Consider the following 23,263-nt stretch of genomic DNA (forward strand, 5'->3'; position numbering starts at 1 on the left):
ACCCTCCGAAGGCCGGCGAACCCGAAGGTCGAGGGATCAGGCGGAAAAGTGTCAGGCGCTCGAGGGGGGCGGCGGGTGGCCCTCGGAGGCCTGGACGACGACGATGCCGTCGCCGCTCAGGGCCAGCTGGTACGCCTCACCCGACCCGCGGCCGACGACGGCGCCGAGCCGCGCGGTCTTGCGGACCGAGGACTGCAGGCCCCCGGACCACAGCACGGCCGACTGCATGTCGACGAAGGTGGGCACGTCGACCTGGAGGACGACGGGGTTGCCGTAGGTGATGACGGCGATCATGCCCGACCCCGTGAACGTCGTGTTGAACAGCCCGCCGCTGAGCATCGAGGCGCCCTCGACCCGGTTGATGTCCCACCTCAGCGTGCTCTCGAAGGCCAGGACGTTCTTGCCGTTGACCGTGACCTGCTCGTCCTCGAGCTCCAGGACGAAGATCTCGTCGGCGTCCTTGGCGAGGAAGACGTCCCCGCTGCCGGAGACCTTCATCAGCGACATGCCCTCACCGGTGAACGCCTTCTTGAAGAGCTTGGCGGCCCCGCCGGCCCCCTCGTAGGCGAAGTCGACGTCACCCTGGTACGCGACCATCGAGCCCTGCTTGGCGTAGAAGAAGCCCCCGGTGCCGCTGAGGTCCACCTTGAGCATCCGCGGGTTCTGGAGCATGAACCGCCCCGGCTCGCCGTGCCGCTCCGCCTGGTCCAGAAGGTCTCCGCGCATGGGCGGACCCTACCGACGTCCGACGGATCCGTCAGGTCGGAGCGGGGCCCTCGTGCCGGAAGGCGGAGGCGTACGAGGTCTCGCCGACGGCGATCGAGTACTCGGCGTAGTAGCCCGCGACGCCGTGCCGCTGGGCCTCGCGGTGCCGCGGGTGGTCGCGCCAGCCCTGGTGCGACGCGGCGTCGGCGAACGTCACGACCGTGCAGCGCTCGCCGTCCTCGGCGACGAAGGTCTTGGTCTCGACGAACCCCGGCATCGAGCGTGCGAGGTCGGCGACGACGGCCAGCTCGTCGCGGTAGCCGCCCTCGTGCTCCGGTCGCAGCCGGTTGCGGAACACCGTGACGACCTGGCCGACGCGCGGACGCCCGGGATCGACCTGGCCCATGGGTGCGCGCCGCCGGTCAGATGTCGCGGAAGGTCTCGATGGTCGCGCCGAGGGCGTTGAGCCGCTCGGCGAGCTCCTCGTACCCGCGGTTGATGACGTAGACGTTGCGCAGCACCGACGTGCCGGGCGCGGCGAGCATGGCGAGGAGGACGACGACCCCGGGCCGCAGCGCCGGGGGGCACATGACCTCGGCCGCCCGCCACTTCGGCGTCGGGCCGGTGATCATCACCCGGTGCGGGTCGAGGAGCTGCACTTGCCCGCCGATCTTCGTCAGCTCGGTGAGGTAGATCGCGCGGTTCTCGTAGACCCAGTCGTGGATCATCGTCGTGCCCTCGGCGCACGCGGCGATGAGCGCGAAGAACGGCAGGTTGTCGATGTTGAGGCCCGGGAAGGGCATCGGCGCGATCTTGTCCTTCGGCGCGGTGAGCGGGCCGGGGTGGATCGTGAGGTCGACGAGCCGGGTGTGCCCGTTCTTCGCGAGGTACTCCTCGGTGAGGTCGAAGCGCAGCCCCATCTCCTCGAGGGTGGCGAGCTCGATCTCGAGGAACTCGATCGGCACCCGCTCGATGGTGATCTCGGACTCGGTGACCACCGCGGCGGCGATGAGGCTCATCGCCTCGATCGGGTCCTCCGAGGGCGAGTACTCGATGTCGGTGTCGACGGTGCCGACACCGGTGACGGTGAGGGTCGTCGTGCCGATGCCGTCGATCTCGACGCCGAGGCCGCGCAGGAAGAAGCAGAGGTCCTGGACCATGTAGTTCGGCGAGGCGTTGCGGATGACCGTCGTGCCCTCGTAGCGCGCGGCGGCCATGAGGACGTTCTCGGTGACCGTGTCGCCGCGCTCGGTGAGGACGATCGCGCGCCGCGGGTGCCGCTCGCGGTCGACGGCGGACTCGTAGAAGCCGTGCGTCGCCGTGACGTCGAGGCCGAAGTGCCGCAGCGCCGACAGGTGCGGCTCGACGGTGCGGGTGCCGAGGTCGCAGCCGCCGGCGTAGGGGAGGCGGAACTCGTCGTAGTCGGCGAGCAGGGGGCCGAGGAACATGATGACGGTGCGGGTGCGCCGGGCGGCGGCGATGTCGATGCCGGCGAGGTCGAGGCGGGCCGGCGGGACGATCTCGAGGTCGTTGCTGTCCGGCAGCCACCGCACCTTCACCCCGATCGAGGTGAGGACCTCGATGATCCGGTTGACCTCCTCGATGCGCGCCAGGCTGCGCAGCGTCGTGCGGCCCTTGTTGAGCAGGCTGGCGCAGAGCAGCGCCACCGCGGCGTTCTTGCTCGTCTTCACGGGGATGGAGCCGGACAGCTTGCGGCCGCCGACGATCCGCAGGTGCTGCGGGCCGCTGTGGCCGAGCGAGACGAACTCGCTGTCGAGCTTCTCGCCGACGCGGGCGAGCATCTCGAGGGAGAGGTTCTGCTTGCCCTGCTCGATGCGGGCGACGGCGCTCTGGCTCGTGCCGAGCAGGTCGGCGAGCTCGTTCTGGGTGAGCCCCTGGTGGCGCCGCGCGTCCCGGATGAGGGTGCCGATGCGGGTCAGGTACGTGTCACTGGTCGTCGTCACGTCAGACATGGTAGATCACATATGAGATAGAACCACCGCCCGGTGGGGGTCGGCGCGCCGACCCCCACCCGAGCGGGCGAGGTCACGGGGAGGGGCTGACCTCCACCGAGGACCGGCACTCCTGCGTCGTCGCCGAGAGGCTGTCGCGGCGCTCCTGCAGCTGGCGCACGATGTCGCTGAGGCCGGCGGCGTCGAGGTCGCGCGCCTTGGTGACGGCGTCGTCGACGAGGTCGAGCACCTGCTGGGAGTCGTTCGCGAGGGCCAGGCACTCGCCGGGGACCGTGACCGTCCGGTCGGCCGGGACGCCGTCGGAGGTCGTGGCCGACGGGCTGGGGGAGGGGCTCGCCGACTCCGAGCCGCCGGCGATGCCGGTGCCGCCGCCGGAGGTCGTGGCCAGGATGACGCCGCCGCCGAGCAGCAGCCCGACGACGAAGGTCGCGGCGGGGACCCACCACGTCGGCGTCGGCTTCTTCTCGGGGGTGCTCGCCGGCGCCGCGGGCCCGGCCGCGTCGCCGCTCGTCGTGCTCGCCGCGGTGCCGGCGGTCGTCGTGCCGCCGGTCGAGGCGCCGTCGGTGCGCGTGCTCTCGCTCGTCGCGCCGGAGGTGGGGGTGGGGTCCTCGGGGGTGCTGTTCGTCGCCGCCCCCTCGTCGGGTGTGTCCGCCATCGCGGTGCTCCTTCGGATCGGTGTCGGTGGGCCGGTCGCCGACCTGGGGTCATCGCCAACCTACCCGGACCGGCGCGGACCTCGCAGCCCTCCCGGACGTCACGGGGTGGTCTCGGCTTGCATGGACGATGCCCGGACGGGTACACCGGCGTCATGGCGAGACGCGCGTGGGACGCCGATGCAGGCACGGTCCGCACCTGGGACGGGGTGGTCGTGTTCTGGGTCGTGTTCTGGCTGGTCATCGGCGCCTGGACGGGGTACCTGCTCTGGCAGCTGACCGGTCTCGCCGCGAGCACCGTCGACTCCGGCCGCTCGCTCGGCTCGGCCGCCTCCGCCCTGCGCACCCTCTCCGCCGTGCCGATCATCGGCGACCAGACCGGGGCCCTCGGCGAGCAGGTGGGGGCGACCGCCGACGGCATCGTGCGCAGCGGCCGTCAGGCCGACAGCAGCATCCGCGGGCTCAGCGTCCTCCTCGGCGCGGCGGTCGCGCTCGCCCCGAGCGGCGCGGTCCTCCTCTTCTACCTGCCGGCCCGGGTGGCCCGGCGGCGCGAGGTCAAGCACGTGCGCCGCGGCCTGGACGAGCACGGCGACACCGCGGCGATGCGCGCCCTGCTCGCGCACCGCGCCGTCGCCACCCTCGACCCCTCCCGCCTGATGTCCATCACGTCCGACCCGCACGCCGACCTCGCCGAGGGACGCCACGGCGACCTCGCCGCCGCCGAGCTGCACCGGCTCGGGATCTGACGGCGACGGCGGAGACCCCATGATCGTTCCCCGGCCGCTCGGCCGGCTGCGGCCCTCCGGGCGTCGCGGCGAGCCCAAGGACGCGCCCGCCCCCGACAGCTGGTCGCGCCGTTACGCCCGCGTCGCCATGCGTCTGCGCTGGGTCGTCATCGTGGGCTGGGTCGGGCTGCTCCTGCTCGCGCTCTACGGCCCGCAGCCGCCGAGCAACGGCAACGACCTGGCGAGCATCATCCCGCAGGACAGCGCGGCCATCTCGGCCGAGATCCGCTCGGTCGACCTCTTCGGCTACCCGCTGAACAGCCGCACCGCCGTCGTCCAGCGCGACCCCCGGGGCCTGTCGGTGTTCGTCGAGGCCGAGTCCGTCCTCGACGCCCTCGCGGTGAACCAGTCCCCCCAGGACCCGCCCCTGCTCGGCGCGCTGCCGCTCACCAACGCGATCCCCCTCGGCGGGCCGATGGGCGAGCGCAACACGACGGTGCTGACGAACCTGTTCATGGACCCGCGCAGCAGCTTCGTCAGCCAGCAGCGCTCGGCCGAGCAGTACGTCACCCTGAACCTCGGCCGCCCGGACGACCACGTCGTCGGCATCACCGGCTCGGTCCCGGCGCGCGCCGAGCAGGCCCGGATCGTCGCCGAGTCCCTCCACACCCTCGAGATCCTCACCGTGCTCGCCATCGTCGGGCTGGTCACGGTGGCGTTCCGCTCGGTCGTCGCCCCGGTGCTCGCGCTCGGGGCGGCGGGGCTGGCCTACGTCATCACCCTCGACCTGTCGACGGTCGTCGAGGGGTTCCTCGGGGTCGCCGCGCCCACCGAGCTGCAACCGCTGCTCGTCGCCCTGCTGCTCGGGGTCGTCACCGACTACACGATCTTCTACGTCACCGCGCTGCGGGCCCAGCTCTCCCGCACCGACGACGTCGACGAGGCCGTCGAGCTGGCCATCGCCACCTACACCCCGATCGTCACGGTCGCCGGCATCACCGTCGCGGCGGGCACCGGGGCGCTCCTCGCGGCCCGCTCCGAGTTCTTCGCCAGCCTCGGCCCGGCGATGACGCTGGCCATCGTCGTCGGGCTCCTCGTGTCCGTGACGCTCGTCCCGGCGCTCATCGCCGTGCTCGGCCCGAGGGTCTTCTGGCCCGGCCGGCTCGTGCCGCGCAAGGTCCTGGCCTTCATGGGCCTGCGGCAGTTCCGCCGCGAGCTCGCCGGCAGCAGCCGCCTCATGGAGCGGCTCACGGAGCGCCGCACCGCCGCCGTCGTGCTCGCCGCGACGGTCCTCGTCCTCGTCGTGGCGTCCCTCCCGCTGGCGTCGATGCGGCTCGGGGTGGGCTTCACGAGCTCGCTGCCGGACGACAACCCCGTGAAGCGCGCGACGGCGGCCGCGTCCGCGGGGTTCGCCCCGGGCATCTCCGCCCCGACGACCATCCTCATCGAACGACCGGGGCTCGACCGCGACCTCGCCGCGCTGTCGGCCTTCCAGCGGGACCTGGCCGACGAGCCCGGTGTCGCCGCCATCCTCGGCCCGGCCCAGAACTTCACCCAGCGCCCGCTCGGGGTCGTGCTGTCCAACGACGGCAACGCGGCCCGCATGCTCGTCGTCCTCGACCGCGACCCGCTCGGCGCGAGCGCCATCGGCGACCTCGCCGCGCTCCACGACGCCGTGCCGGGGGCGGCCGCGCGTGCCGGGCTCACCGGGGCCACGGTCACCTTCGCCGGCGACACCGCGCTGGCCGAGGGGCTCGTCGCGTCCACGGTCGGCGACCTGTACCGGATCGCCGTCGTCGCGGTGGTCGTCAACCTGCTGCTGCTCGTCGTGTTCCTGCGCTCGCTGCTCGCGCCGGTGCTGCTGCTCGGCTGCAGCGTGCTGGCGCTCGCGGCCTCGCTCGGCCTCACCACCTTCGTCTTCGACGACCCCGACCTCGGCAACGGCATCACCTTCTACGTGCCGTTCGCGGCGGCGGTGCTGCTCGTGTCCCTCGGGTCGGACTACAACATCTTCGGCGTCGGCCGGGTGTGGGACGAGGCCGAGCGGATGCCGATGCGCGAGGCCGTCATCCGGGCGTTCCCGGAGACGAGCTCGGCGATCACGACCGCGGGGATCACGCTGGCCGTGAGCTTCGGGATGCTCGCGATCATCCCGCTCGCGCCGTTCCGGGAGCTCGGCTTCGTCATGGTCGTCGGCATCCTCATCGACGCCTTCGTCGTGCGCACGCTGCTCGTCCCGTGCCTGCTCACCCTGCTGGGGAAGACGGCGCGCTGGCCGGCGAAGGGGGCCGACGACGCGTCGACGGCGACGACGGCCCCCGCCTGAGGTCCGGCCCGCTCGACCGGGCGTCCGTCACGGGGGCGGGGAGGTGTCCGTCGGTCGCGCCGTCGCCTGCTCGCCCAGGACGCCGAGGTCGCCGTCGCAGGACTCCAGGAGCGTCCGCGCGGCCAGCCGGCCCGCCTCGACCAGGACGTCGATCTGGTGGAACTCGAGGAAGCCGGTGCCCATGCGCGGGGTGCAGACCACCCAGGCTCCGTGCGAGCGGGCCACCCGGATGGAGTGGATGCTGTTGACCGACATGGCCAGGCTCAGGGTGTCGACCAGGGGCGGGACGGCCGGGGGACCGGCGCCCTCCGGACGCGGCGTCCGCACCGTCTCGGTCCCGATGTTCACGGCCACGACGGGCCCCTCGTCGCGTTGGGTCAGGAGGTCGACCGGCAGGTTGTCGAGGACGCCGCCGTCGACGAGCAGCTCACCGGAGGCCGTGGCGATCGGTGCGAACAGGCCGGGGACCCGCGAGGAGGCCAGCACGGCGTCGACGAGGGGGCCGCGGCGGTGGACGTGACGCGCACCCGCGAGCAGGTCGGTGCTGACGAGCCACAGCTGCCGGGGCAGGCCCTCGAGGACCGAGTCCTCACCGACCATCTGTCGCACCGCCGACTCGAACCGACGACCGCGGAGCAGCGCGTGCGTCGGCAATTGCCAGTCGTCGAAGGTCCGGGTGCGCACGGACGCGAGGTACGTCGCGGCCTCCAGCTGCGTGGAGTCCAGCCCCAGGGCGTGCCCCGCGCCCATGATCGCGCCGACGCTCGTGCCGGCGACGCGGTCGACGTGGATCCCCTCGGCCTCGAGCTCGCGCAGGACACCGATGTGGGCCAGCCCGGCCGCGCCGCCGCCGCCGAGGACCAGGCCGACGGCCCGTCCGGCCAGCCGCATCGCCAGGGGACGCAGCCCGACGCAGAGGTCGAGGTCGGCCGTCGTCACGTCCCAGGCGTCGCTGAGGGCCACCCAAGCGGCCCGTTCCGCCGGACCGGGGTCGCCGCCCACGAGGACGAGCTCGGGCTGCCGGGCCGGGGTCGGGTCCGACGGGACCGCCGACGCCCGACGATCGGCGTGGGCGACGAGGACGACGGTGTCCGCCTGGCGGAGGCAGAACTGCCGCCATCCCTCGTCCGCGCCGCCGGCGAGGAGGACGACGCGGCCGTGCTCCTCCTCGGCCCGCTCGAGGCCGTCCTGCCCGACCCGGTCCAGGACGACCGTCGAGTGGTGGCGGCCCAGCTCCGCCGCGAGCACGTGGGCCACGGCGGCCGCGGGCGCTCCGGGGGTCATGGCGACCACCGACACCACACGCGTGCGCAGGGGTGGCCGCGACGGGGCCGGCTCCGACCGGGTGCGGAGCTGCTCGGCCAGCTGCCGCATGAGCGTCCGGGCGGACCCCGGGTCGGTCGTCATCGTGTCGAACGACGCCCGGGGGATCTCCAGGAGCGTGGTGTCCCGTCGGGCGAGGACGTCGGCGGACCGGCGATCGTCGGTCAGCAGGGCCAGCTCGCCGACGACGTCGCCCGGCCCGAGCTCGCGGACGAGCTCGTCGTCGACCCGGACCTCGAGCCGGCCGGTCCGGACGCGGTAGGCCGAGCCCGAGGGGTCGCCCCGTCGGAAGAGGAGCCCGCCGGCCGGGAGACGTACCGGTGGGGTCGAGGTGTCGGGGCGGCGCCGGGACGCGTCCACGAGCGGCATGAAGGCACCGGGCCGGACGCGTCCCGGGGTCACCGGCGCCCAGCCGGTCGGTGGGGTGGGGCCGAACACCTGCGGGCGGTCGAGGGCGTGCGGCGCCGCCCGCCCGTCGCCACCGACCTGCGGCGTGCCGCCGAGGAACGCGGCGACGACGGCGGTCACGGTGAAGGCGATCACGGAGAGCACCCAACCCCGGTGCAGCGCGTCCACCGCGGTCAGCGGCGTGAGGTCCCCGAGGAGGGCGACGAGGACGGCGACGCCGAGCACCCCACCGAACTGTCTCGCGCTCGACGCGACGGCGGAGGCCGTGGCGTACTGGCCCCCGGGGACCGACGCGAGTCCGGTGCTGCCGAGGAGCGGCAGGGCGGCACCGACGCCGATCCCGCTGAGCACCTGTCCCGGCATCCACTCGGCCCAGAACTCGGGGGCCGGGCCGACCTCCTGGTGGTACCAGACGAAGGCGGCCGCCCAGGTCAGCGCCCCGCCGACGACGAAGGGCCTGGCCCCCCACCGCTCGGCGAGCGGCCCGACGACGGTCGCGGTGACCGCGGCGACGAGCGCACCGGGGACGAGGCCGAGCCCGGCCCGGACCACGTCGTAGCCCCAGACGTACTGCAACCAGAGGATGTTCGTCACGCCGTTGGCGAAGTACCCGAACCCGCTGACGAAGAGGGCGAGGGAGCTGACCCGGAAGGCTCGCACCCGCAGCAGCCCCGGGTCGAGCAGGGGTTGCGGGTGGCGTCGCGAGCCGGTGACGAAGAACCAGCCGAGCGCCGCGGCGGCGGCGAAGCACCCGAGGGTGGCAGCGCTCGACCATCCCCAGTCCTGTCCCTGGACGATGCCGAGGGTCAGGACGCCCATCGCCGCGGCGAGGAGCCCGGCCCCGGCGACGTCCGGGAGTGCGCGACGTCCGGGCGCGCGGCTCTCGTCGAGTTGGCGCCGGGCCATGACGACGGTCGCGACGCCGATGGGCACGTTGACGAGGAAGGCCCACCGCCAGCCCCCGGTCTCGATGAGCAGGCCGCCGGCGGAGGGCCCGATGCCGGCCGCCACGGCCGCCGTGGCGCCCCACGTGCTGATGGCCCGGGTGCGCGTGCTCCCGCCGAACGCCGAGACGACGAGGGCGAGCGACGCCGGGACGAGGAGGGCCGCGCCGATGCCCTGCCCGATCCGGGCGACGACGAGGGCCCCGAGGCCGGGTGCCAGACCGCACGCCAGGGAGGCGAGCGAGAAGACCACCGTGCCCGCGACGAACGACCGCCGACGACCGATGAGGTCGGTGAGCCGGCCGAAGACGACGAGCAGCGCGGCGAAGGCGATGTTGTAGCCGTTGAGTACCCAGGAGAAGGCACCGAAGGAGGACTCGGGGAACGACGCGCGCATCGAGGGGAAGGCGACCTCGACGATGGTCGAGTCGAGGAAGGCGAGGAACGCGCCGAGGCCGGCGACGAGGAGGACGCGCCCCGGAGGGACCCGCGCCGACGATGCCACGGGCACCACCTCCGCCTGCGGGGAGTCGCCCGTGCGGTGTCCGTGCATGTGGCACAGTCCAGTCGGCGGCTCCTGCGGTGACCATCGGAGGAACCACCGATCTTTAGGCCGCCGTGGTCTGGGGGTGCATCTCGGGCTGGACCGGCGGAAGGCACCAGGTGGCGGCGGGACGGCTGTGGGAGCGGGGGGTCCACCTGCGCGCCGCCGAGCGATGCCTGCGCGACGCGCGGGCCGGTCGCTCCCGGGCCCTGTTCTTCGTCGGTGGGGCCGGGCTCGGCAAGACCGCGCTGCTCGAGGGGCTCGTCCGGCAGCACGCGCAGGAGTGCTGGCGCGTCGTCCGGTGCCGGTGCGACGTCATGGAGTCCTCGCTGGCCTTCGGGCTGGTCGCTCAGGTCGTGCACGCGCTGGGCGGGTGGCCCCAGGAGGTGGCCGCGGGGGGAGGGCCCGACGAGGAGGGGGCGGCGACGTGGTTCCGGATGCTGCGGTGGGTCGAGACCACGGCGCGCGCCTCTCGGGACCCGCTCCTGCTCGCGATCGACGACCTGCAGTCGGCGGACCCGGACTCCCTGGCCTTCCTCGGCTTCCTGTGCCGGCGGCTGACCGGGCTGCCGATCGCCGTCGTCGCCACGTCACGGGGGTGGCCACCACCCGCCGCGGACCTCGTCCGGGCCCTCGTCGCTCGCGACGACGGGGTCGTCGTGGACCTCCTGCCGCTGTCCCGCGCCTCCTGCGCGGAGCTCCTCGCCGAGCGGTCGGGCCGCCCGGTCTCGCCGCGGACCGTCGACCGGGCCTGGCGGCACAGTGGCGGCAACCCGTTGCTGCTCGACCTGCTGGCCGTGCCGGGCGCCGGCGACCCGTCGGACCCCTCTCGCCCCGAGGGGGTGGCGGTCCCGGTCGGCGGGCGTTCCCTCGTCCTCTCGCGCTTCTCCGTCCTGTCCACGGTCGGTACGACCTGGGCCCGGGCCGCCGCCGTCCTCGGCGTCGGGTTCCGGCCCGACGTCGTCGCCGAGGTGGCCGGGCTCGACGCCGCGGCGGCGGACCGCGCCGCCGAGGAGGTCTGGCGCAGTGGCCTGGCGCGGGACGCCGGCCAGGGGGTCAACGCGTTCGTCCACCCGCTGTTCGCGCAGCTGCTCTACGAGGACCTCCCACCGTCGGCGCGGACGCGACTGCACGGGCGGGCCTTCGCCGCGCTGGTGTCGCGGGGGTTCGTCGACCTCGCGGCCGAGCACGCCGTGCGCGGCCACCTCGCCGGGGACGCCCGGGCCGTCGAGGTCCTCACGGTCGCCGGACGTCGGGCGCTGGCCGCCGGCGCGCCCGCCACCGCCGCGAACCGCTTCGAGCAGGCCGCCCACCTCGCCGGCGACGCGGGGGAGCCCGAGCTGCTCGGCGACCTCGGCCGGGCGTTGCTGCGCTCCGGCCGGGTGCAGGAGGCCGCGGCGGTCATCGCCCGGCTGCTCGAGACCGAGCCCCCCGCCCGCGACCGGGTCCGCGCGCTGACCCTGCTCTCGCAGGCCCGGTTCGCCAGCGGTGACTTCGACGGCGCCGGCCTGGCCCTCCGGTCCGCCGCGGCTCTCACCGGGCACGACGCCGAGGACGACGGTGTCCTCCCGTACGTGCAGCACGCCCTGGCCGTCCTCATGACCCGGGGCCCGGCGGCCGCGCTGGCCGTCGCCGAGGAGGCCCTCGACCTCGCATCGCGGGCCGACCCCGGTCCGGCGGCCCGGGCCAGGGCGTCCTGGGGGCTGCTGGCCTCCTTCTGCGGTGACCCGACGGGGCTCGAGGCGGCCAGGGCCGAGGCCGGGCCGCTGCTCGCCGCCGGCTCCACGGACTGGGCGGCGGACCTGCGGACCGGGTCCTCCTTCATCGCCCCGTTCGCCGGGGCGTCCTCCCTCGCCGGGGACTTTGCGGCGGCGGAGGCCGCCTTCCGGACGGGGATCGAGGCGGCCGACTCCGTCGGAGCCGTCCACGACGTCGTCGGGCTCCGGATCGGCTACGGGCTCATGCTCCTGCGCACGCGGGTGGAGGAGAGCCTGGCCGTCGCCGACGGGCTCCTCTCGGTCGTCGACCTCGTCCCCCTCGCCGAGCCCTTCGCCCGGACCATCCGCAGCCACGCGCTGCTCCAGGACGGGCAGCAGCGGGCGAGCGCGGAGGAGTCGCAGCGGGCCCTGGCCGTTGCGGTCCCCTTCGGCCTGTGGCAGTGCCGGCTCCTGCTTCACCACGTCGAGGGGATCGGGCTGCTGCGGGCCGGGCGGGTCGGGGAGGCCTCCACCACCTACCGTGAGCTCGAGCAGCGGGAGCGCGACCTCGGGCTGGCCGAGCCGTGCACCATCCACTACGCCCGGCACGCGCTGCTCGCGCACCTCCTGGCCGACCGGCCGGACGACGCGGAGCGCGTCCTCGCCGGTCTGGACGCCGCCGCGGCCCGGCTGTCCTGTCCGTGGATCGTCGCCGCCGCCTCCGCGGGGCGGGCCGCCCTCGCCCGGCGTGCGGGCGACACCGCCCGCGCCGAGCGTCACTACCTCCTCGCGGCCGACACCCTCGAGAGCGGCCTGCTGCCCGTGGACCGGGCCGAGGTGCTCCTGGAGCACGGCACGATGCTGCGCCAGGACGGGCGGCCCCGTGAGGCGCGGGTCCTCCTGCGCAGCGCCGCCGAGGCCGCGGGGTCCGTCGGCGCGCGGTGGCTGGCGACGCGGGCCGGGGAGGAGCTCGCGACCGCGGGTGGGCGGCGGGTGGTGCGCAGGGCCCCGCAGGACCTCACGCCGCAGGAACGGCGCGTGGCCCGCCTCGCCGCCACGGGCGCCTCCGACAAGGACATCGCCGCGAGCCTCACCGTGTCGGTCCGCACCGTGCGCACGCACCTCGAGCACATCTACCTCAAGCGCGGCATCCACTCCCGTCGCGAGCTCATGGCGCGCGGCGAGGACCTCGAGGACTGAGCGCGGGCCGGTCCGGGGACTCCGCGGGGGTCGGCGGGCGTCATCGCGCGACGCTGGCCACGCCGGCCGGCAGCAGCCGCCGGCCGAGGACCCGCTCGGAGGCGCCCTCGCGGTCCAGCAGGGGCACGAGGCCGCCGTTCCAGAACTGGAAGCCGGCCCCGGTGACCATCGCCAGGTCGATGTCCATCGGCGCCTCGGTGACGCCCTCGGACACCATGAGCCCGACCTCCTCGGCCAGCGCGTCGAGGACGCGGGTGCGCACCTCGTCGGCGGTGAGCTCGACCGGGGCCTCCGGCCGCTCGCGCATGGCCTCGACCTCGGGGTCCGGCACCGGCCGGCCGCGCTCGTCGGTGGCGTACCAGCCGCGCTTGCCCGCCTCGACGATGCGCCGCAGCGTCGGCGAGACGTGGAAGCGGTCCCCGAAGGCCCGGTGCAGCGTCGCGCTGTTGTGCAGCGCGATGGCCGGCCCGACGAGCCCGAGGAGGACGAACGGCGGCATGGGCGCGAGGCCCGCGACCCCGCGGTCGGCGACCTCGACCGGCGTGCCCTCGTCGACGATCCGCGAGTACTCGCCCATGAACCGGCCGAGCAGGCGGTTGACGACGAACGACGCCGAGTCGGTCGAGCGCACGCACGTCTTGCGCAGACCCTTGCCGACAGCGAACGCCGTGGCGAGGGTGGCGTCGTCGGTCCGCTCGCCGGGGATGACCTCGAGCAGCGGCATGACGGCGACGGGGTTGAAGAAGTGCAGCCCGACGACCCGCTCCGGGTGGGCGAGGCCGCCGGCCATCTCGGTGACCGACAGCGACGAGGTGTTCGTCGCGAGGACGCACTCTTCGCCGACGACGGCCTCGACCTCGGCGAAGACCTGCTGCTTGACCGACATCTCCTCGAAGACGGCCTCGATGACGAGATCGGCGTCGGCGAAGCCGTCCTTGCTCGTCGACCCGGTGACGAGCCGGGTGAGGAAGGCCGCCTGGTCGGGGGAGACCCGGCGCTTCTCGAGGAGCGTCGCCACCTCGCGGTGGACGTACTCGACGCCCCGGGTCACCCGGTCCTCGTCGAGGTCGGTCATGACGACCGGCACCCCGAGGCGCCGGGCGAAGAGCAGCGCGAGCTGGCTCGCCATGAGCCCGGCCCCGACGACGCCCACCTTGGTGACCGGACGGGCCAGGGCCTTGTCGGGCGCGCCCGCGGGTCGCTTGGCCCGCTTCTGGACGAGGTCGAAGGCGTAGAGGCCGGCGCGCAGCTCGTCGGACATCACGAGGTCGCCGAGCGCCTCGTCCTCGGCGGCGAACGCCTCCTCCCGCGTCGCGGTGCGCGCGGACCGGACCAGCTCGACCGCCCGCAGCACGCCGGGGGAGCGGCCGGCGGTCTTCGCCAACGCGTGCTTGCGGGCGGCGTCGCAGGCGGCGTCCCAGGCAGCGGCGTCGTCGAGGTCGACCGGCATGCGCTCCACCGTCACCTCGCCGGTCAGGACCCCGGCCGCCCAGCGCAGCGAGTCCTCGAGGAAGTCCGCGGGCTCGAGCAGCACGTCGCCGATGCCGAGGGAGACGACGTCCGTGCCGCTGAGCATCCGGTTGTTGGCCAGGGGGTTGGCGGCGATGACCTGCAGAGCGGTCTCGGCGCCGACGAGCCGCGGCAGCAGCCAGCAGCCGCCCCAGCCGGGCAGGAGTCCGAGGAAGGTCTCCGGCAGCCCGAAGGCGGGCACGCCGGCGGAGACGGTGCGGTGGTCGGCGGCCAGCGCGAGCTCGACGCCGCCGCCCATCGCGGCACCGTTGACGAAGGCGAAGGTCGGGACCGGCAGGTCCATGAGCGCGGAGAACGCGGCGTGTCCGGCGCGGGCGATCCCGAGCGCCTGCTCGCGCTCGGTGACGTACGGGACGCCGGAGAGGTCGGCGCCGACGGCGAAGACGAACGGCTTGCCGGTGACGCCGACGGCCTGGATCTCCCCGGCCTCGGCGCGCGGGCGCAGCGACGCGAACGCCTCCTGCAGGCCGGCGACGCCCTCGGGGCCGAAGGTGCTGGGGCGCGTGTGGTCCTTGCCGTTGTCGAGGGTGACGAGGGCGAGGACGCCGGCGCCGCCGGGCAGGGTGACGTCCTGGACCAGCGACCGGGTGACGACCTCGGCGGGCAGGTCGGGGACCTCGGTGGTGGCGGTCATGGCTCAGGCGTCCTTCCCGTAGTCGGCGTGGTGCGGGTTCTCCCAGACGACGGCGCCGCCCATCCCGATACCGATGCACATCGCGGTGAGGCCGTAGCGCACCTCCGGGTGCTCCGCGAAGTGCCGCGCGAGCTGGGTCATGAGGCGCACGCCGGACGAGGCCAGCGGGTGCCCGGTGGCGATGGCGCCGCCCCAGGGGTTCACCCGCTCGTCGTCGTCGGCGATGCCGAAGTGGTCGAGGAAGGCGAGCACCTGGACGGCGAAGGCCTCGTTGAGCTCGAAGAGGCCGATGTCCTCGATGCTCAGGCCGGCCTTGCCCAGCGCCTTCTCGGTGGCCGGGATCGGGCCGACGCCCATGACCTCGGGCTCGACGCCGACGAAGGCGTAGGAGACCAGGCGCATCGCGGTCGGCAGCCCCAGCTCGGCGGCGGCGGCCTCGGAGGCCAGGAGGCAGGCGGTGGCGCCGTCGTTGAGCCCGGCGGCGTTGCCCGCGGTGACGTTGCCGTGCGCCCGGAAGGGGGTCTTCAGGGTCGCGAGCTCCTCGAGCGTCGTGCCCGGGCGCGGCGGCTCGTCGGCGGTGGCCAGGCCCCAGCCCCTCTCGGTGTGGCGCGTGGCGACGGGGACGAGGTCGGGCTGGACCTTGCCGGCCTCGTAAGCGGCGGCGAGCTTGCGCTGGCTGGCCACGGCGAAGGCGTCGCAGCGCTCCTTGGTCAGCGCCGGGAAGCGGTCGTGGAGGTTCTCGGCCGTCCTGCCCATGACGAGGGCGGACTCGTCGACGAGCCGCTCGGCGACGATCCGCGGGTTGGGGTCGACGCCCTCGCCCATCGGGTGCCGCCCCATGTGCTCGACCCCGCCGGCGATGGCGACGTCGATGGCGCCGACCCCGATGGCCGACGAGACGTTGGTGACGGCGGTCATCGCGCCGGCGCACATCCGGTCGACGGAGTAGCCGGGGGTGGACTTCGGCAGGCCCGCGAGGAGGCCGGCGAGCCGGCCGAGGGTGAGCCCCTGGTCGCCGATCTGCGTCGTCGCGGCGACGGCGACCTCCTCGACCCGCTCCTTCGGCAGCTCGGGGTGGCGGCGCAGCAGCTCGCGGACGCACTTGATGACGAGGTCGTCGGCGCGGGTCTGGGCGTACATGCCCTTCTCGCCGGCCTTGCCGAAGGGGGTGCGGACGCCGTCGACGAAGACGACCTCCTGGAGCTCACGGGGCACGGGTGGCCTCCCTGGTCGGGGACGGGGCTGTCGGCCGGCGCGGGCGCCGGTGTCGGGACGATGCTACTAAGCAAGCGCTTAGTGGCGGTCGCCGGGCGGCGTGAACATCGTCACGCGGCCTACGCTGGCCGCATGGAGCGCACGGGGTGGCGGACGGTGGACGACGACGTGGCGCTCACGGCGCTCGTGGGGGAGCCGGGGCAGCGGGCCCGGGACAAGGTGCGCGACCACCTGCTCGACGTCGACCGCGACTGGCTGACCGCCGCGCCGTTCTGCGTGCTCGCCACCGCCGACGACGAGGGCCGCTGCGACGCCTCGCCCAAGGGGGACCCGGCGGGCTCGCTCGTCCACGTGCTCGACGACCGGACGCTGGCCCTCGCCGAGCGGCCGGGCAACCGGCGGGTCGACGGCTACCGCAACGTGCTGCGCAACCCGAACGTCGGGCTGGTCTTCCTCGTCCCCGGGCGCGGCGACACGCTGCGGGTCAACGGCCGGGCCCGCCTCGTCTCCGACGCGCCGTTCTTCGACGAGATGACCGTCCGCGGGCACCGGCCGGTGCTCGCGCTCGTCGTCGAGGTCGAGCAGGTCTTCTACCACTGCTCGAAGGCGTTCCTCCGGGCGCGGCTGTGGGAGCCGGACACCTGGGCGCCGGAGAACCGGGTGCCACGGCGGGCCGTCATCGCCCACGAGGTCGAGCCGGACGGACGCAGCGTCGAGGAGCTGGACGACTACTACGGCCCGGCCTACGCCGAGGGCCTCTACGGCTGAGCGTCGCCGGCGGGTGCGGCCGACACGAGCTGGACGAGGTTGCCGCAGGTGTCGTCGAACACCGCGGTGACGACCGGCCCCATCGGCGTCGGGGGCTGGGTGAAGGTCAGGCCGAGCGCACCGAGCCGCTCGTGCTCGGCCGCCGCGTCGTCGACGGTGAGCACGAGGCCGGGGATGCCGTCGGCGGTCAGCGCGTCGACGAAGGGCCGCACGGCGGGATGTTCGTCGGGCTCCAGGAGCAGCTCGACGCCGTCGGGGTCCTCGGGGCTCACGACGGTGAGCCACCGGTGCTCGCCGAGCGGGACGTCCTGGCGGACCTGGAAGCCGAGCAGCCGGGTGTAGACGTCCAGCGCCTTCGCCTGGTCGTCGACGAACACGCTCGTGATGGTGACCTTCATCGGTCGGTCCTCTCGTCGGGGCGCAGCCAGCGGCGGCGCAGGGGGAGCAGCGGGGTCGTGTCGAGGTCGTGCAACCGGTAGCGGCCCTGCCGGCGGACGTGGACGAGTCCGGCCGCGGCCAGGACGTCGAGGTGCTGCGAGATGGCCTGCCGGCTCGAGGTGACGCCGGTGTCGGCCATCCGGGTGCAGAGCTCGAAGAGGGTCTGGCCGTCCCGGGCCACGAGGGCGTCGAGGAGGGCGCGCCGGGTCGGGTCGGCCAGGGCCCGGAAGACCTCGTCCTGCCCGTCGTCCACGACGAGCACGATAGGCAAGCGATCACTTGCCTGTCAACGGTGGTTGCATGCCCCCACCGTCACGTGCCGTGTCGGGGCGGCGCGTCGTCAGTCGTCGGGGTGGTCCGCGAAGGCGGCCGCGAGCATCGGGGCGACGATGCCCGCCTGCCAGGGCCGCACGCCGTGCGCCTCGAGCGCGGCGACGAAGCCGGCCTCGTCCTCCTGCTCCGGCGGGCTCCACACGACGCGGCGCAGGGGGTCGGGCGAGCAGACGTTCTCGACCGGGATGGTGTGCTCCTCGGCGAACGCGGTGAGGGCGGCCCGGGTGGCGGCGAGGCGGGCCGCGGCCACGGGGTCCTTGTCGGCCCACGACCGGGGCGGCGGGGGACCGTCGGAGGGCAGGGTCCGCGGCGGCAGGTCGGCCTCGGTCAGCTCCTGGGCACGGCGCACGGCCTCGACCCACTGCCGGCCGTAGCGGGCGATGGCCCGGTGGCCGGACGGCAGCTCGGCCGGGGTGCGGGGTGCCGCCCGGGCGATGTCGACGAGCGCGGCGTCGGGCAGGACGCGGCCGACAGAGGTGTCGCGGTCCCGGGCGACGGCGTCCCGGGCGTACCAGAGCTCGCGGACGATGCCGATGGACCGCCGGTTGCGCAGGGTGTTGATGCCCGAGGTGCGCCGCCACGGGTCGACCCGCTCGGCCGGGGCCCAGGTGAGCAGGGCCGCGAACTCCTGGCGGGCCCACTCGTCCTTGCCCTGCGCCGCGAGGTCGACGCCCATGAGGTTGCGCAGCTCGCCGAGCACCTCGACGTCGAGGGCGGCGTAGCGCAGCCAGGGGTCGGGCAGCGGCCGGGTGGACCAGTCGACGGCCGAGTGCTCCTTGGCCAGGGACAGGCCGAGGTAGTGCTCGACGACGGCGGCCAGCCCGACCCGGGGCAGGCCGAGGATGCGGGCCGCGAGCTCGGTGTCGAACAGCTGCCGGGGCCGCAGCCCGACCTCGGCGAGGCAGGCGAGGTCCTGGGTGGCGGCGTGGAGGATCCACTCGGCGGCGCCGATGGCGTCGGCGACGGGGGTGAGGTCGGGCACCGCGATGGGGTCGATGAGGAAGGTGCCCGAGCCCTCACGACGCAGCTGGACGAGGTAGGCGCGCTGGCCGTAGCGGTAGCCGGAGGCACGCTCGGCGTCGATGGCGACGGGACCCTCCCCGGCCGTGACGGCCCGGGCGACCTCGTCGAGCCCCCGCTCGGACTCGACGACCGGCGGCACGCCCCCGGCGGGCTCGTCGAGGGGGACGGGCGGCGGAGGCGCGTCGGTGGTGGTGGTCACGTCGTCGGGGGCGGAGGTCATCGTCGTGGCGCGCTCAGCGGCGTGGCCCGGGGAGGGCGACGACACCGTCGGGCAGCGGGGGGAGGCCGGCGATGGTGCACAGGAGGTCGGACCAGGCCAGCAGGTGGTCGGCGACGTCGGGACCGGACGGGGTCCACGACGCGCGCAGCTCCATCTCGATGCTCGCGGGCCGGTCGGCGAGGCCGCCGAAGCTCTCGGACACCACGCGCGTCACGGTGCCGGCCGCGGCGACGACCTCGACCCCGCGGGCGGTGAGGGCGTCGGTGAGCCAGCTCCAGCCGACCTCGCCGAGCAGCGGCTCCCCGGCGAACTCCGGCTCGAGCTCGGCGCGGGCGAAGGTCACGGCCCGCCACTCGCCGGCCCAGGGATCGGGCGCCGAGGGGTCGTGGAGGAGGACGAAGCGGCCCGAGGCGAGCTCGGCGTCGGGGTCGCGCGGGTCGAGGACGTCGGCGGTGAGGGCGACGGCGTGGGGGGCGATGCGCTGCGGCGCGGGCACCTCGGTGAGCCGGATCTCCGGGCGCAGCCGTGCGGCGTGCAGCTGCTCGAGGGCACGGCCGAACTCCGGGGACTCCCGGCCGGTCAGGGTGCTACGTGCCACGGGGAGCAATCTAGGCCGCGGTGGCCGCGCGCGCCGTGATTCCACGTCGGTCGGCGTGGGAGCCCTCGGTACGCTGCGCCCGTGCTCGGCCTCCTCGCCCTCGGCAGCTCCCTGTCCTGGGGGACCTCGGACTTCCTCGCCGGGCTCGCCTCGCGGCGCATCCACCCCGTGGCCGTCGTCGGGTGGACGCAGTCCTTCGCGCTCCTGCTGCTCACGGCGCTCCTGCTCGTCCGGCAGCAGTGGCCGGTCCCGGGGGCGTGGCTGCCCTGGGCGGTGGGCGCCGGCCTGTCCGGGCTGTTCGGGCTCGTCTGCTTCTACACCGCGCTGTCGTCCGGGACGATGGGCGTCGTCGCCCCGATCGCCGGGCTCGGGGTCGTCGTGCCGGTCGTGCTCGGGGTGGCCGGCGGCGAGCGGCCCTCCGTGCTGGCGTGGGTGGGCATGGCCGTCGCCGTCCTCGGGGTGACCCTGGCCTCCGGGCCCGAGCTGTCCTCGGGGCTGTCGCCGCGTCCGGTGCTGCTGGCCGGCGGCGCGGCCGTCGGGTTCGGCCTCACGCTCTACCAGCTGGACCGCGGCGCCCGGGAGTCGACTCTCCTCACGCTGTGGGGGATGCGGATGACCTCGGTGCTCGTCCTGCTCGTCGTGGCGCTGCTCGTCCGCTCGGTCGGCACCGTCGCCCGGCGCGACCTGCCGCTGCTGTGCGTCGTCGGCGCCGGCGACCTCGGGGCCAACGCGCTGTTCGCGGTCGCGTCCTCGCGGGGGCAGGTGAGCGTGGCGTCCGTGCTGGGGTCGCTCTACCCCGTGGTGACGGCCGTGCTGGCCCGCATCGTGCTCGACGAGCGGCTGCGCCGGGTGCAGCAGGCCGGCGTCGCCCTCGCGGTCGGCGGGGCCGTGCTCATCGCCGTGTGACCGTCCGCCCCCCGTCGAGGGGTCGTGACGCGCTGCACCCGAGGCGGCCGCTGCCGCGCGTCGTGGCTCCTCGACCGGCGGGGAGCGGTGGGCCGGCCGGTCCGGCGGCGGCCGCGCGGATGGGAGGATGCCGCACGTGACGACCTCGCAGACCCCGGCCGCCGCGCCCGCCTCGCCCGCCGACTCGCCGCTGGTGCGCGCCGCTCGCGGGCTGCCGGTGCCGCACACGCCGGTGTGGTTCATGCGGCAGGCCGGCCGCTCCCTGCCCGAGTACCGCAAGGTCCGCGAGGGCGTCGGGATGCTCGAGTCCTGCCGCCGCCCCGACCTCGTCACCGAGATCACCCTGCAGCCGGTCCGGCGGCACGGCGTCGACGCGGCGATCTTCTTCTCCGACATCGTCGTCCCGCTGGCCGCCGTCGGCATCGACCTCGACATCGTGCCCGGCGTCGGCCCGGTCATCGAGCAGCCGGTGCGCACCCGGGCCGACCTGGAGCGCGTGCGCGACCTCGTCCCCGAGGACGTGCCGGACATCGCCGAGTCGGTGCGCCTGCTCGTCGCCGAGCTCGGGCCCACCCCGCTCATCGGGTTCGCCGGGGCCCCGTTCACCCTCGCCTCCTACCTCGTCGAGGGCGGGCCGTCGCGCAACCACGAGCACACCAAGGCGCTCATGTACGGCGACCCCGACCTCTGGCACGACCTGTGCGCCCGGTTGGCCCGCGTCTCCGGGGCCTTCCTGCGGGTGCAGGCCCGGGCCGGGGCGTCGGCGGTCCAGCTGTTCGACTCCTGGGCGGGCGCGCTGAGCCGGGCCGACTACCTGCGGTTCGTGCAGCGCCACTCCGCCGACGCGCTGGCCGCGGTCGCCGACCTCGACGTGCCGCGCATCCACTTCGGCGTGGGCACCGGTGAGCTGCTCGCCGACATGGGCGAGGCCGGCGCGGACGTCGTCGGCGTCGACTTCCGGGTCTCGCTCACCGACGCCCTGGCGCGCACCGGGGGCCGCTGGGCCCTCCAGGGCAACCTCGACCCCGCGCTCCTCTTCGCGCCCTGGGCCGCGGTCGAGCCGCAGGTGCGGCGCATCGTCGAGGAGGGGCGGGCGGCCCCCGGGCACCTGTTCAACCTCGGCCACGGCGTGCTGCCCGACACCGACCCCGACGCCCTGACCCGCGTCGTCGAGCTCGTCCACGAGGTCTCGGCCCGGTGACCGACGCGCCGGCCGTGCACCACGCCGGCGAGCGCGTGCTGCTGGAGGCCTTCGTCGACGAGCACCGCGCGCTGCTGCGGGCCACGCTCGACGGGCTCACCGAGGAGCAGGCCCGGCGGCGGCTCGTCCCGTCGGCGACCACGCTGCTCGGGCTCCTCCAGCACGCGACGTTCGTCGAGCGGGTGTGGTTCGCGGAGGCGGTGACGGGCCGCCCGCGCACCGAGCTGGGGATCGTGGCCGGCCCGGAGCAGTCCTTCGTCCTCGCCGCCGACGCGACGGTGGCGGGTGTGCTGCGCGAGCACGAGGCCGCGTGCGCGGCGTCGCGGGAGGCGGTCGCCGGCCTCGGACCCGAGGACGTGCTGCCGGGCAACCGGCGCGGGCCGCTGCCGCTGCGCTGGGTGCTGGCCCACGTCCTGCGCGAGTACGCCCAGCACTGCGGCCACGCCGACATCCTGCGCGAGCAGGTGCTCGCGGCGGACGGGACTGCCTGACCCGGGTCGGCCGGGGCGGCCGGCCGGGCGGGGTCAGGCGGCGGGCGGCGCGGCGACCGTGTGGATCCGGCGCCGGCGCCACCAGAGCACCGGCACGAGCAGCAGGGCCACCGCGACCGCGAACGGGACGAGCGCCCCGACGAGAGTGAGCACGAGCCGGACCGACGTCGTGAACGCCTCCCAGCCCCCGGCCAGCCCGGCGAGGAAGCCGCTCGGGTCCTCGGCCGCGGTGTCCGCGCCGGGAGTCGACAGCGAGACCGTGATCGGCGCCAGCGCCACCTGGTCCTCGAGCGCGGAGAGCTGCTGCTCCAGCGCCTCGAGGTCGGCCTGCCGGCGGGACAGCTCGCCCTCGAGGGCGACGACGTCGGAGAGCTCGTCGGCCTTGACCATGAGCGCCCGGACCCGCGCCACGCTGGCGCGCATCGAGGCGACCCGCGAGGTCGTGTCGACGTAGCGCGCCGTGACGTCGTCGGTGCTCGTCTGCCGGGACAGGACGGTGCCGAGCTCGGCGACCGCGTCGAGGGTGGGGTCCAGCTTCTCGGCCGGCACCGAGATCGTCACCGTGCCCCAGCCGCCCCGGGCCACGTCGTCCGCCGGGTCGTCGGCGCCGGAGTCGCCGGCGTCGGCCGACACCTCCTCGGCGACGACGAGGCCCCCGGCACCCTGGGCCACGGCGCGCAGGCGGGACGCGGCCCGGGCGACGTCGGTGACCTGGAGGGAGACATCCGCCCGGCGGGCGAGCCTGCGGTCGGCGACGGACGCGGCGACCGCCCGGACCGGGTCGCTCCCGCCCGTGCCGGCCGAGCCGGGGTCGGCCTTCGCGGTGGCGCCGCCGGCGGCCTCGTCGGTGCCGGAGCCGTCGGCGCCGGTGGGTCCGCCCGCCGCCGGGGCCGGGTCGGCCACGGACACGGCCGCGCCGCTGTCGCTGCTGCCGTCCGCGCTGCAGGCCGCGAGACCGGCGGCCAGGGCGGCCGCGAGGGCGGCGCTCGCCAGGCGGGAGGGTCCGGGACGGCGCCGCGGACGGGGGGAGGTGAGGGCGGGGACGGTGCGCACGGGGACTCCTTCGTCGGGGCTGGCGTCCCCGGTCGGAGGGGGCGGCCCGGCGTCGAGTTCCCGGTCGTGGGTCTCGATCCGGTCACGGTCCCCGGTGCCGGTGGGACCGCGGCTGCGTGAGACGCTGAGGACATGCCCGACGCGCCGGCCCGACGACCGCACGTCGTGGTCGTCGGCGGGGGTCTGGCGGGGCTGGCGACGGCCCTCGACGTGCTCGAGGAACGCCCGGACACCCAGGTCACGGTGCTCGAGGCGGGCGAGGAGCTCGGGGGCAAGCTGCGCCTGGCCACGGTCGCCGGGCACCGGGTCGACGTCGGGGCCGAGGCCATGCTCGCGGTCCGACCCGAGGGCACCG

20 protein-coding genes are annotated in these 23,263 nt (G+C 75.2%); 8 read left to right on the top strand and 12 right to left on the bottom strand.

Annotated elements, in window-relative coordinates:
* Positions 1-51: 51 nt before the first annotated feature.
* From EPD83_RS16380 to EPD83_RS16395, 4 genes are all read right to left on the bottom strand, one after another.
* On the bottom strand, positions 52-726 hold the full coding sequence (locus EPD83_RS16380; RefSeq protein WP_128366196.1) for an AIM24 family protein: 675 nt from the start codon (positions 724-726) through the stop codon (positions 52-54).
* Between the two features lie 31 nt (positions 727-757).
* Positions 758-1,111, bottom strand: coding sequence for an antibiotic biosynthesis monooxygenase family protein (locus tag EPD83_RS16385; RefSeq protein ID WP_128366195.1), 354 nt, complete (start codon positions 1,109-1,111; stop codon positions 758-760).
* A 16-nt stretch (positions 1,112-1,127) separates the two neighbouring features.
* Positions 1,128-2,669, bottom strand: coding sequence for a helix-turn-helix domain-containing protein (locus tag EPD83_RS16390; RefSeq protein ID WP_235950675.1), 1,542 nt, complete (start codon positions 2,667-2,669; stop codon positions 1,128-1,130).
* A gap of 82 nt (positions 2,670-2,751) precedes the next feature.
* The gene (locus tag EPD83_RS16395; RefSeq protein WP_128366193.1) at positions 2,752-3,333 is read right to left on the bottom strand and encodes a hypothetical protein; all 582 of its coding nucleotides are present in this window, start codon (positions 3,331-3,333) and stop codon (positions 2,752-2,754) included.
* Positions 3,334-3,486: 153 nt separating this feature from the next.
* Between EPD83_RS16395 and EPD83_RS16400 the strand changes: the two genes are divergently transcribed.
* Both EPD83_RS16400 and EPD83_RS16405 read left to right on the top strand, forming a co-directional pair.
* Complete coding sequence (locus tag EPD83_RS16400; RefSeq protein ID WP_128366192.1) at positions 3,487-4,077, top strand: hypothetical protein; 591 nt, start codon at positions 3,487-3,489, stop codon at positions 4,075-4,077.
* 19 nt (positions 4,078-4,096) lie between these two features.
* The gene (locus EPD83_RS16405; RefSeq protein WP_128366191.1) at positions 4,097-6,382 is read left to right on the top strand and encodes an MMPL family transporter; all 2,286 of its coding nucleotides are present in this window, start codon (positions 4,097-4,099) and stop codon (positions 6,380-6,382) included.
* A 27-nt stretch (positions 6,383-6,409) separates the two neighbouring features.
* Here the strand turns inward: EPD83_RS16405 and EPD83_RS16410 are convergent, their stop codons facing one another.
* On the bottom strand, positions 6,410-9,562 hold the full coding sequence (locus tag EPD83_RS16410) for a DHA2 family efflux MFS transporter permease subunit (protein ID WP_205859567.1): 3,153 nt from the start codon (positions 9,560-9,562) through the stop codon (positions 6,410-6,412).
* Between the two features lie 158 nt (positions 9,563-9,720).
* Between EPD83_RS16410 and EPD83_RS20895 the strand changes: the two genes are divergently transcribed.
* Positions 9,721-12,498 carry a helix-turn-helix transcriptional regulator gene (locus tag EPD83_RS20895; RefSeq protein WP_165566873.1) on the top strand — a complete coding sequence of 926 codons (2,778 nt, stop codon included), beginning with the start codon at positions 9,721-9,723 and terminating at the stop codon, positions 12,496-12,498.
* A gap of 40 nt (positions 12,499-12,538) precedes the next feature.
* Here the strand turns inward: EPD83_RS20895 and EPD83_RS16420 are convergent, their stop codons facing one another.
* On the bottom strand, positions 12,539-14,662 hold the full coding sequence (locus EPD83_RS16420; protein ID WP_128367341.1) for a 3-hydroxyacyl-CoA dehydrogenase NAD-binding domain-containing protein: 2,124 nt from the start codon (positions 14,660-14,662) through the stop codon (positions 12,539-12,541).
* A gap of 3 nt (positions 14,663-14,665) precedes the next feature.
* Positions 14,666-15,877, bottom strand: coding sequence for a thiolase family protein (locus tag EPD83_RS16425; RefSeq protein ID WP_128367342.1), 1,212 nt, complete (start codon positions 15,875-15,877; stop codon positions 14,666-14,668).
* A gap of 132 nt (positions 15,878-16,009) precedes the next feature.
* Here EPD83_RS16425 and EPD83_RS16430 point away from each other — a divergent pair, with 132 nt between their 5' ends.
* The gene (locus tag EPD83_RS16430) at positions 16,010-16,645 is read left to right on the top strand and encodes a pyridoxamine 5'-phosphate oxidase family protein (RefSeq protein WP_128367343.1); all 636 of its coding nucleotides are present in this window, start codon (positions 16,010-16,012) and stop codon (positions 16,643-16,645) included.
* Here EPD83_RS16430 and EPD83_RS16435 read toward each other — a convergent pair.
* The 4 genes from EPD83_RS16435 to EPD83_RS16450 all read right to left on the bottom strand — a co-directional run bounded on the left by EPD83_RS16435 (position 16,636) and on the right by EPD83_RS16450 (position 19,257).
* On the bottom strand, positions 16,636-17,043 hold the full coding sequence (locus EPD83_RS16435; protein WP_128367344.1) for a VOC family protein: 408 nt from the start codon (positions 17,041-17,043) through the stop codon (positions 16,636-16,638). The two genes, EPD83_RS16430 and EPD83_RS16435, sit on opposite strands and share 10 nt — an antisense overlap.
* Positions 17,040-17,336, bottom strand: coding sequence for an ArsR/SmtB family transcription factor (locus EPD83_RS16440; protein WP_205859568.1), 297 nt, complete (start codon positions 17,334-17,336; stop codon positions 17,040-17,042). Before EPD83_RS16440 ends, EPD83_RS16435 begins: the two co-directional genes overlap by 4 nt.
* Before the next feature lie 87 nt (positions 17,337-17,423).
* Positions 17,424-18,659, bottom strand: coding sequence for an HRDC domain-containing protein (locus EPD83_RS16445; protein WP_165566874.1), 1,236 nt, complete (start codon positions 18,657-18,659; stop codon positions 17,424-17,426).
* Between the two features lie 13 nt (positions 18,660-18,672).
* Complete coding sequence (locus tag EPD83_RS16450) at positions 18,673-19,257, bottom strand: DUF3000 domain-containing protein (RefSeq protein WP_165566875.1); 585 nt, start codon at positions 19,255-19,257, stop codon at positions 18,673-18,675.
* Positions 19,258-19,338: 81 nt separating this feature from the next.
* Here EPD83_RS16450 and EPD83_RS16455 point away from each other — a divergent pair, with 81 nt between their 5' ends.
* The 3 genes from EPD83_RS16455 to EPD83_RS16465 all read left to right on the top strand — a co-directional run bounded on the left by EPD83_RS16455 (position 19,339) and on the right by EPD83_RS16465 (position 21,855).
* Positions 19,339-20,163, top strand: a complete 825-nt coding sequence (locus EPD83_RS16455; RefSeq protein ID WP_165566876.1) for a DMT family transporter — start codon at positions 19,339-19,341, stop codon at positions 20,161-20,163.
* 127 nt (positions 20,164-20,290) lie between these two features.
* Complete coding sequence (hemE, locus tag EPD83_RS16460; protein ID WP_128367012.1) at positions 20,291-21,364, top strand: uroporphyrinogen decarboxylase; 1,074 nt, start codon at positions 20,291-20,293, stop codon at positions 21,362-21,364.
* A complete protein-coding gene (locus EPD83_RS16465; protein WP_128367013.1) occupies positions 21,361-21,855 on the top strand; it encodes a DinB family protein in 495 nt (164 codons plus the stop codon). Before hemE ends, EPD83_RS16465 begins: the two co-directional genes overlap by 4 nt.
* Before the next feature lie 33 nt (positions 21,856-21,888).
* On the opposite strand, the gene EPD83_RS16470 is transcribed toward EPD83_RS16465, so the two are convergent.
* A complete protein-coding gene (locus EPD83_RS16470; RefSeq protein WP_164896473.1) occupies positions 21,889-22,908 on the bottom strand; it encodes a DUF4349 domain-containing protein in 1,020 nt (339 codons plus the stop codon).
* Between the two features lie 132 nt (positions 22,909-23,040).
* Between EPD83_RS16470 and EPD83_RS16475 the strand changes: the two genes are divergently transcribed.
* A partial coding sequence (locus EPD83_RS16475; RefSeq protein WP_164896475.1) for an FAD-dependent oxidoreductase occupies positions 23,041-23,263 on the top strand: 223 nt, incomplete at its 3' end.

Source organism: Phycicoccus flavus, from assembly GCF_004025965.2.
GTDB lineage: Bacteria > Actinomycetota > Actinomycetes > Actinomycetales > Dermatophilaceae > Phycicoccus > Phycicoccus flavus.

Bases quoted from the DNA above. Each gene is read 5' to 3' on its own strand.
- EPD83_RS16380 (WP_128366196.1), bottom strand. From the start codon at position 726: ATGCGCGGAGACCTTCTGGACCAGGCGGAGCGGCACGGCGAGCCGGGG.
- EPD83_RS16385 (WP_128366195.1), bottom strand. From the start codon at position 1,111: ATGGGCCAGGTCGATCCCGGGCGTCCGCGCGTCGGCCAGGTCGTCACG.
- EPD83_RS16445 (WP_165566874.1), bottom strand. From the start codon at position 18,659: ATGACCTCCGCCCCCGACGACGTGACCACCACCACCGACGCGCCTCCG.
- EPD83_RS16395 (WP_128366193.1), bottom strand. From the start codon at position 3,333: ATGGCGGACACACCCGACGAGGGGGCGGCGACGAACAGCACCCCCGAG.
- hemE (WP_128367012.1), top strand. From the start codon at position 20,291: ATGCCGCACGTGACGACCTCGCAGACCCCGGCCGCCGCGCCCGCCTCG.
- EPD83_RS16420 (WP_128367341.1), bottom strand. From the start codon at position 14,662: ATGACCGCCACCACCGAGGTCCCCGACCTGCCCGCCGAGGTCGTCACC.
- EPD83_RS16430 (WP_128367343.1), top strand. From the start codon at position 16,010: ATGGAGCGCACGGGGTGGCGGACGGTGGACGACGACGTGGCGCTCACG.
- EPD83_RS16405 (WP_128366191.1), top strand. From the start codon at position 4,097: ATGATCGTTCCCCGGCCGCTCGGCCGGCTGCGGCCCTCCGGGCGTCGC.
- EPD83_RS16435 (WP_128367344.1), bottom strand. From the start codon at position 17,043: ATGAAGGTCACCATCACGAGCGTGTTCGTCGACGACCAGGCGAAGGCG.
- EPD83_RS16400 (WP_128366192.1), top strand. From the start codon at position 3,487: ATGGCGAGACGCGCGTGGGACGCCGATGCAGGCACGGTCCGCACCTGG.